Source organism: Advenella sp. S44 (assembly GCF_002810445.1).
In the GTDB taxonomy this organism is placed as follows: Bacteria; Pseudomonadota; Gammaproteobacteria; order Burkholderiales; family Burkholderiaceae_B; genus Advenella.
Window position 1 is genome coordinate 174,905 of record NZ_NEXS01000005.1, and the last position, 8,265, is coordinate 183,169.

8 protein-coding genes are annotated in these 8,265 nt (G+C 47.7%); 6 read left to right on the top strand and 2 right to left on the bottom strand.

Going from position 1 to position 8,265, the window contains the following annotated elements:
* The first annotated feature begins 17 nt into the window (after positions 1-17).
* The 4 genes from CAP48_RS12410 (at position 18) to CAP48_RS12430 (ending at position 3,834) form a co-directional block, all read left to right on the top strand.
* Entirely contained in the window at positions 18-227 is a 210-nt protein-coding gene (locus tag CAP48_RS12410; RefSeq protein WP_100697154.1) for a hypothetical protein, read from the top strand.
* Between the two features lie 719 nt (positions 228-946).
* Positions 947-2,575: a Hint domain-containing protein gene (locus CAP48_RS12415; protein WP_100697156.1), complete on the top strand. Its 1,629-nt coding sequence runs from the start codon at positions 947-949 to the stop codon at positions 2,573-2,575.
* Positions 2,576-2,943: 368 nt separating this feature from the next.
* Complete coding sequence (locus CAP48_RS20655) at positions 2,944-3,168, top strand: P63C domain-containing protein (protein WP_100697158.1); 225 nt, start codon at positions 2,944-2,946, stop codon at positions 3,166-3,168.
* Between the two features lie 327 nt (positions 3,169-3,495).
* Positions 3,496-3,834 (top strand): hypothetical protein, encoded by a 339-nt coding sequence (locus tag CAP48_RS12430; RefSeq protein WP_100697162.1) that lies wholly within the window; start codon positions 3,496-3,498, stop codon positions 3,832-3,834.
* Between the two features lie 409 nt (positions 3,835-4,243).
* Here CAP48_RS12430 and CAP48_RS12435 read toward each other — a convergent pair whose 3' ends face one another.
* Positions 4,244-5,212 carry a tripartite tricarboxylate transporter substrate binding protein gene (locus tag CAP48_RS12435; RefSeq protein ID WP_100697164.1) on the bottom strand — a complete coding sequence of 323 codons (969 nt, stop codon included), beginning with the start codon at positions 5,210-5,212 and terminating at the stop codon, positions 4,244-4,246.
* A gap of 43 nt (positions 5,213-5,255) precedes the next feature.
* Entirely contained in the window at positions 5,256-6,476 is a 1,221-nt protein-coding gene (locus CAP48_RS12440) for a CaiB/BaiF CoA-transferase family protein (RefSeq protein WP_100697166.1), read from the bottom strand.
* A gap of 198 nt (positions 6,477-6,674) precedes the next feature.
* Between CAP48_RS12440 and CAP48_RS12445 the strand changes: the two genes are divergently transcribed.
* Both CAP48_RS12445 and CAP48_RS12450 read left to right on the top strand, forming a co-directional pair.
* On the top strand, positions 6,675-7,628 hold the full coding sequence (locus CAP48_RS12445) for a LysR family transcriptional regulator (protein WP_100697168.1): 954 nt from the start codon (positions 6,675-6,677) through the stop codon (positions 7,626-7,628).
* Between the two features lie 269 nt (positions 7,629-7,897).
* Positions 7,898-8,158 carry a transposase gene (locus CAP48_RS12450; RefSeq protein WP_100697170.1) on the top strand — a complete coding sequence of 87 codons (261 nt, stop codon included), beginning with the start codon at positions 7,898-7,900 and terminating at the stop codon, positions 8,156-8,158.
* The last annotated feature ends 107 nt before the right edge of the window (positions 8,159-8,265 follow it).

Here is an 8,265-nt window from a genome sequence, read left to right on the forward strand (position 1 = left end):
ATTACAGGAAACCGCTAATGAACCAGGTAACCCAAGTCAACGTACTGAACGGTGAAGTGAAATTTACATATGAGGATGGCAGCCAAAGGACGCTAAACGAGAGCGGCGCTAAATCCTTTTTCAATTACGTGGAAGCGTCCAGAGAGATCTCCATCGACTTTGCCACCCCGCAGCGCCGTCTGATATATGTGGCTAATCGGTATTTTGGGTGTGACGTGTATGACTGAGCGATTAACAGCGCAAATGCATGAGGCTGACATCACTATTGAACTCTGATGCCAAATTGCAAGCTGCAAAAGCAGGAACGCAGGCTAGAGTTGCTCGTCTTGAGGTCTTGGTGGAAACTAATGTCCAATCGATTAAACTCATTGAGGACTCTAAGAAGAGTAACGTTCCTTGCCTGTAACGTCCTTTATCTTGGACACCCGATTTGGGAACGGCATCGGTTGTGGGCCTGTCAGTGCTGGCTGGATGCTCTCAATATATCAAAGCCGCCAGTGAAAATGGCCGCATTGCCCGCAAATCTGGGGCCACGCCGTGACTGGACATTGTGGCGCCAGCCGGCCGGTCATGAGACGACTAGTGCCAGCCTATATCGGCTTGGTTGGCCAATATGCGGACTGTGCTCTACATCACGATGTAACGGTAACGCTTTGGCACTAACGTCACGCATATATCGGTCTCGACCCAATACACCCTGACGATTTTGATGCTTTCGAAATTAATACAAGTGACTGGATGGGGCCGAATTGTTGTTTAAACATTACATTTGATATATTTATTGACATTATTTTACTTATTGCCAATAATGGCGACAGTCAAATGCTCAAATGTTTCAAAACGTCATGAGTATGACAATATATTAATAACTGGAATGGTTTGTTTTGCGTAAATAAACTCACTCCTCAAAATAACCAGATAGTCAACTTATATGGATAGGTGAATCATGGCTAGTATTAATTTCAATTTGATCGGTTCCAGTACACAGTCTTATGATCAAAAGGATCATCCGGGCGACAATGTACTTAATGTCAATGTTAACGTCGGTGCAGTTGGTACCAAAACGGTTAACATTACCAACGTAGACGATCTTCCTGATCCCATTACGATGAACCAGACTGTAGCGCTGGGTCTGCTTTCCACTCAAAATATCAATATCGGTGAAAATGCCGACATTATTTTGAATGGACTGGCTGGCGTTACTGTAGGCAATACCTTTAACTACAATCTGAGCGACGGGTCTTCCCTCACCATGTCTCCCGCATTTATTAACGTTGGTCTGGGTAACACCATCAATGTTGATATGGGCGCAACAGGAACATCGACGTTTACTTATGACGCTGGCGGAATCAATCTTGAACTGTCAGGCTTACCAAATTTGACAAACATTTCTGCTGGAGACCAGATCATTGTTGCAGGTGCCACCAGCGGCGAGTATGTCAATGGCGATCTGATCTTCAAGAATGACCTGGGCTTTACCGTGGGTCGTTTTAACGCCGAAGGTCTGGACCCTACAAAAGTGGTATTTAACGGTGGCTCCATGACATATGCGTGCTACCTCAAAGGTACGCACATTGCCACGCCAGAAGGCGAAGTTTTGGTTGAAACACTGAAAGCCGGCGACAAAGTCCTGACAGCCTCCGGTGGCGTTGCCACTGTCAAATGGCTGGGCCATCGCAGACTGTACAAAAACCGCATTCCTGCCAAAGACGCGGTTCGTGCCTTCCCTATCCTGTTCAAGAAAGACTCAATTGCCAACAACGTGCCTCATCGTGACCTGACATTGTCTCCAGGCCACCATGTATCGTTTGACGGCACGCTGGTTCCTGCCATGATGCTGGTTAACGGCCAAACTATCGTTCAGCAGTTCAATACCAAAGTCTTCGAATACTTCCACGTTGAGCTCGAACAGTTTGACATCATGCTGGCCGAAGGTGTGCCTGCCGAATCATATGTCGATACCGGCAACCGCTCCATGTTCCAGAATGCAGCAGAAGTCGCCATGAATCCTGACTTCGGTCCCGCCGAAGGCCGTCCTGAAGTCGAAGGCATCAAAGTCGTTCAGCAAGGTCCCGTTGTCGAAGCTATTCGCAAGCAATTGCTGGCCCGCGCTGAAGCCATGACTGGTGCTGTTCGCACTAAGGACGCCGCCCTGTGCATTGAAGTGAACGGCACCATCGTTCACTCAACGCCTGAGTTCAGCAAAGAAGGCGTGTATCGCTTCCAATTGCCGGCCAACGCGAGTGATGTTCGCATCCTGTCTCGCTCTGCCGCGGTTCGTGACGTTACGCCTCTGGCGCGTCGTGACGTCCGTCAGATCGGTGTTGGTCTGTCTGCAATTGCGGTATCTACTGCCGATGGCCGTCACGAGATCAGCCTGACCAATGCTGCATTGACCGGCCTGAACGCCACCCAGGACGTGAAGGGTACGACAATGCGCTGGACCAATGGCGCAGCAGTAATTCCTGCTGCCCTGCTGAACACATCTGGTGCGGCAACACTGGAGCTGACCGTACTGCGTACTTATTCTTACTGGGTTGATGCACAAGCTCAGAAGTCCGTACACGCTGCCTAAATCAGCATTAGGTAGTCGTTAGGCGATCCCCCTTGAGTCCTAAGTACTTGAGGGGGATTTTACTTGGTTCTTGGCAACTTGAATTTTGTAATGGCCCAGCATTTCCTGCTCACTTAAGCAGCCAACGCAAACGCTTGAAAGATATAGAAGCTGAGCAGATTATTTCTCACAAAGCTGTTCGTGATTGGGCTGAGAGCTTAAGCACCGAAGAGCCATTGTCATTACCCTCTTCATAGGCTTGCCGTTGACGGCCATGTGCCCGTATGGCTCGGATTCGTGCATGAGGCACATCATTTCGTGCCAAAGCCCCCTAGCGGCTAGTGAGCAACTTTTGGGCAAAACGATCCCCAGATACATTCTATAAAGAAATGTTCCGCCTAAGAAATTGGGAATATCCTACGGAGTCGGGCGGCAAGCCAGGAGTTGTCGATAAATACACCATGGACATCGTATATAGTCGATTAGCGCCGAGGTTAGTTGAAGAGTTAAAAAATCCGAAAAAGAAAAAGGATTTAGGAAGGCCAAACGTCATCAATGGTTACCTGCCGGCGCATCGCCAACGGTGTAATGCGGTATGTCGTAAACACGGATGATCCGTTTATCGTCAATGACAGGACCGCGCATATCATCACCGTGAGAAATGCGGGCAAGCCCTTTACAGCAGCAAACGAGCCGACACACTATCACGGCTGGCGGTGCATATCAGTTCTTGGTAAGCGCGTTTCTTGCAAAACACTACACCGGAGTCGGCGGCAGCGATCTGGAAGACCCAATCGGCACTGTCACTGGCGTAGGCCACTACAGGCTTATAACGGCGTACGTCACAAAGTTTCGTGTTGGGAGCGTCGGCGCCCCTTTGCAGGAACCCTTGCATACCCTTACAGCAGGCGGAACGCCGAAACGCGTCGACAGGTAACACTATGGGTCTGGTAACAAGCCATCTAGTGAAGCTGCACAATAACCAATACGGCCAAAGCGTGGAAGAACCGATGCCTACCCTAACAGCTGTCGGCGGCCATGTCGGAGAGGTGCGGTCGTTCTTAGTCAAGTATTACGAAGGTGAACAGGACGGAGTGAGTCTGCAAGAACCTCTGCACACCGTTCCGACGCGTGACCGCTTCGGCCTGATCACCGTCCATGGCGTCGACTACCAGATCGTGGACATTGGCCTGCGCATGCTTACGCCCCGCGAGCTGTACCGCGCCCAAGGCTTTCCCGAAAGCTACATCATCGACCAGAAACTGACGGCACCCCATTGACCAAGACGGCCCAGGTGCGCATGTGCGGTAACAGTGTAGCCCTCCGCTGGCACAGGCCATTGTCGCGACCAACTACAGCGAGCGGCAGTCTATTAGGAAAATTGCACTTTGGAGGTGCGTTACGTATAGGCCAGTTCCTGAACGGCGATCCGACCCCACGTATCCATACAGACTGGCCAGATGGTAATAATTCCGCATCTTACCTTCGAAATCCACCGTATGGACGCCTACCCCACTACCCTGTCCGGTGCTGTTCAGCATAACGCCTGGTGGGATGCGATGGCATTGCGGAACCTTCTAATCAAGGATATATCATGCACGATATGATTACTTAAATATCTGCTATAGCGTGTATTGTTCCATCCGTGCTTATCCCCGTCAAAGATGCCTAGCCACCGCCAGCTAGAATTCAATTGATCTTGACATTCGCCTTCTCGATATACTCTTTCCAGCGGCTTGCCTCTGCTCGGTAGAAAGCGGCAGATTCGACCAAGTTGGTTTTCTCCGAAATGGTACCCGTCTTTTTAAATTGCTCTGCTGCCGACGGTGAATCTAGCCAATTGTTTATAGCGATGTTAACCTTGTTCAGAATGGGATCGGCGGTTCCCTTAGGTGCAAAAACACCGGTCCAACTTGAGAAAAACATACCGGGCACACCTTGTTCGGCTAGCGTGGGTACATTGGGCAATGTTGTATATCTATTCTCTGCGGTAACAGCTGCAGTGCGCAATCGCGTCCCGTCCTTAAACGGGAGCGCCGCGTTCAAGTCGGAGAATGCAAACCCTAGCTGTCCGCCAGCAACATCATTAAGCGCTTGACCGTTTGATTTGTAAGGGACGGTAACAGCATCAATACCTGCTGTTTTCTTAAACATTTCGCAAGCGATTAATGTAACGGAATTACCACTGCCACATGAGGCATTCTGAACTGTACCGTTCTTTACCTCTTTTAAATATTCAGCCAGATTTTTCCACGGAGACTTGGACGGAAAAAAGAGACCGATTATGCCTCGGCCCAGGGTAGAAACCATTACAAACGAAGCTTCGTTATAGCCCAGCGTTTTTGGATAGAGTGACAAGTTCACCGCATTCGTTGTAGCGCTGCCAAGTAAGAATGTGTAGCCATCAGGCTTAGCCCTTGCCACAAACTGCGATCCAATAGATCCATTAGCACCGGGTTTATTCTCAACCACCACTGCAACGCCAAGTTCCTTTGACAAATGCTCAGATAATATACGCGCAGTGGTATCACTTCCGCTCCCTGTAGAAAAGGGGACGATCAAGGTAATAGGTCTATTTGGATAAACGGTACCAGCTTGGGCGGTCATTCCCAGCGCTACCAAGGCTATTCCAAATGCATTACTCAGTGCTTTGTTCATTATGCAGTCTCCTTAAGAAGTTTTTATGTTAGAAAAGGAATCATTAGAAATAAACGGCCCCATCCTCTTTTAGATTGGCAATCAAATTTGAATCTAATCCAAGCTGTAATAAAAGACTTTCCGTATGTTGTCCGAGACCAGGCGCATATGAATGCATACTGGCTGAGTCTTCATTGCTGATGAAGCCATTCATGAAGTTGGTCGCCGTTCCGTTCGCGTAGGTGACCTTTTCCGAGGGCAAAGATACCAACCCTTCATTCAACGCCTCACTGATGAAAGTCAATAAAGAGCGGACCGACGCAGCGGGAACGCCTTGACTGTTCAGTTCTGATTCCAAATGTCTAGCTGTAAAGTGCAAGCAGGCTTCAGTAAGAATGTTTTGCACATTCTCTTTATTGACTGCTTTTACGAATCCATGTTTGCCTGTCATTGTCCTTTGGTCAATAAGCTGCGAGTCATGGAGCAACTGTTGGACATTCAACGTTTTGCATAAAGCTTGGAACTGTTTTGGAGTATTAGCTGCGATGGATATCCACCCGTCGGAACATTGGAATGTCGAGGCCCCGGGGCTTTCAGAAAAGCCGCGATTTCCGACACGTGGCATGTCCTCCTGCTGAGCCAAAACCCGGCTAACTTGTGGCAACATTAGTTGTACGGCAGCCTGGACCATAGACACATCCAAATGAATCGAGCCTGGGCAACGCTCTCGTTGAAACAAAGCTGCAAATATAGCCTGCGCGGCCAACATTCCCGTTGCCGAATCTATAACAGGAAAGCCAACCTTTAAGGGCAAATCGCTTTCACCGCCCATCATCATCATTCCTGTTAAAGCTTGAATGACATGGTCGTAGGCACCAAATTTAGCCAAATTCCCACTTTGGCCATACCCTGAAATAGAGACATAAATCAGGTTAGGATTTATAGCCTTAAGCTTGTCAAAATCTAATCCCAATTTCTTGACCACGCCGGGTTTGAAATTTTCAATGAATATGTCTGTGGTCTCTACAAGACGATAGACCACCTCAAGCATGGTTGAGTTTTTCAAGTCTATCGCCAGCGATTTTTTTCCAGCATTAATCGCAGCAAAGGTTGCGGAAATCCCTTCCTCGAACGAAGTGGTTCCGCTATAGCGCAAAGAATCTCCCGAGCGTGGATTTTCTATCTTGATAACCTCCGCTCCTTGCGCAGCGAGGTAGTATGACGCTGTCGGCCCTGCTATGACATGGGACAAATCAATGACACGGATGTTTTTTAACGCCTGCATATGCTGCTCCTGGCACGAAAATAATTAACAAGGCCGTTTTGTAATTTCGGTTGATGCAAGGAAGTCTAATGACATTATCAATAATTGAATAATGAATTTTACATATATAATGATAAAAATTATTGATTAATAAATCGCACCATGAACCGTTCAAAATCAGTCAATATATGTCGGTGGTTTGTAATGGGTTAAAATTCAATGGATACAAAATTCCTACAGTTGCGAATTAAGCATCTGGCATTGCTCGACGCAATAGCTACCAGTGGTTCTTTACATGCTGCTGCCAAGGTGCTGCACCTCACTCAACCTGCACTCACCAATATGCTGCAAGAGGTAGAGTCGATTTTTGGCGCCCAGCTTTTTGTGCGTAATAAAAAAGGACTTACCGCCAATAGCGTCGGTAGCGCCTTAATTTGGCGCGCCAGACTAATACTTAACGAACTATCTCGGGCAGGAGGTGAAGTTACAGAAATACTAAACGGAAGAAGGGAGATAACCATAGGTTTGACACCTATGATGATGCTGGAAGTAGTGCCGAAGGCACTAGGTGCAATTAATAATAGTATGCCTAATCTACGAATTGTGTTTGTGGAAAGAAATGTACCTACGCTTCTAGACGAATTAGCTCAGGGCAAGATTGACATTGTCTTAGGCAGCTTGCCTTATGACGCCTCCGTTGTACATGAAAAAGCTGCTTTCGAATATATCCGCCTGTTTGAAGAAAAGCTTTGCGTCATGGCCAGGGATGGACACGCATTGGCCCTAAAAAAACGAGTGAATTGGACTGACCTGACGGAGGCGGCGTGGGTGCTGCCAACGGACGGCTCATTAACTCGGCGCAATTTCAACAAGGGATTCATACAACACGATATAAGTCCGCCGGAACCTAAGTATGTTTCATCGTCATTCCACTCCAATGTTCGCATTATTAGTCACACGGATTGTCTGATGGTCGCACCTTTGTCAGTTGGAAAACACTATACATCCATTGGATTGGTCAAGGTGCTTAATATTAGTTTTCCCAAGGCCGATAACCCTATCTCTATCATTTTAAAAAAAACACGAATACGGACTGAAACGGAGAATAAAATCATCTCAATTTTCTTGGAATATTTTAGTCTAAGTGGCAATTACGGCGGCGGTGACCCTTAATTGAACGCTTAACGATCTAGAAAAAGCCATCAACGCCACAGGCTGGCGAACAGTCTGGCTCCACCAGAACGAAGTACAAACCGATTGCCAAATCTTGCACACAAGGCCCGGCATTCGGAAACATCGGGTTTATATCCTACCGAGGCAGAATGACCCTACCCTATGAAAATGTCAGCAGCGGCGGCAAGGCCTTGGTGTGTAACTATCCCCTAAAATAATACAGCTGAAGCGTAGAATTTTTCTTACACTAAGAAAAAAGGATTTTTACGATGAGCAAACGGATGACAGAAAGCCAAATTGTGGCGATGTTGAAAGAAGCGGAAGCTGGGATACCGATTAAAGAGCTGTGCCGCAAGCATCATGTAGGTAACTCCACATTTTATAAATGGCGAGCCAAATATGGCGGCATGGAGCTCTCCGACGTAAAACGACTCAAAGAGCTCGAGGAGGAGAATCGTCGCTTAAAGCAGATGTATGCTGATTTAAGTTTGAAGTCTCAGTTGCAGGAAGAAATCATAAAAAAGCTGTAGTGCCTGTTGCGACGCGTAAAGACTGGGCAAAAGCGCTACAGGCACAGCATGACATCAGCGTTGTTTTAAGCTGCATGATTACGGGGATGAGTCGCACCGCGTTTTAC

Excerpts from the sequence above, each read along its gene's own strand:
- CAP48_RS12450 (WP_100697170.1), top strand. The coding sequence starts at position 7,898 with ATGAGCAAACGGATGACAGAAAGCCAAATTGTGGCGATGTTGAAAGAA.
- CAP48_RS12410 (WP_100697154.1), top strand. The coding sequence starts at position 18 with ATGAACCAGGTAACCCAAGTCAACGTACTGAACGGTGAAGTGAAATTT.
- CAP48_RS12445 (WP_100697168.1), top strand. The coding sequence starts at position 6,675 with ATGGATACAAAATTCCTACAGTTGCGAATTAAGCATCTGGCATTGCTC.
- CAP48_RS12430 (WP_100697162.1), top strand. The coding sequence starts at position 3,496 with ATGGGTCTGGTAACAAGCCATCTAGTGAAGCTGCACAATAACCAATAC.
- CAP48_RS20655 (WP_100697158.1), top strand. The coding sequence starts at position 2,944 with ATGTTCCGCCTAAGAAATTGGGAATATCCTACGGAGTCGGGCGGCAAG.
- CAP48_RS12440 (WP_100697166.1), bottom strand. The coding sequence starts at position 6,476 with ATGCAGGCGTTAAAAAACATCCGTGTCATTGATTTGTCCCATGTCATA.
- CAP48_RS12415 (WP_100697156.1), top strand. The coding sequence starts at position 947 with ATGGCTAGTATTAATTTCAATTTGATCGGTTCCAGTACACAGTCTTAT.
- CAP48_RS12435 (WP_100697164.1), bottom strand. The coding sequence starts at position 5,212 with ATGAACAAAGCACTGAGTAATGCATTTGGAATAGCCTTGGTAGCGCTG.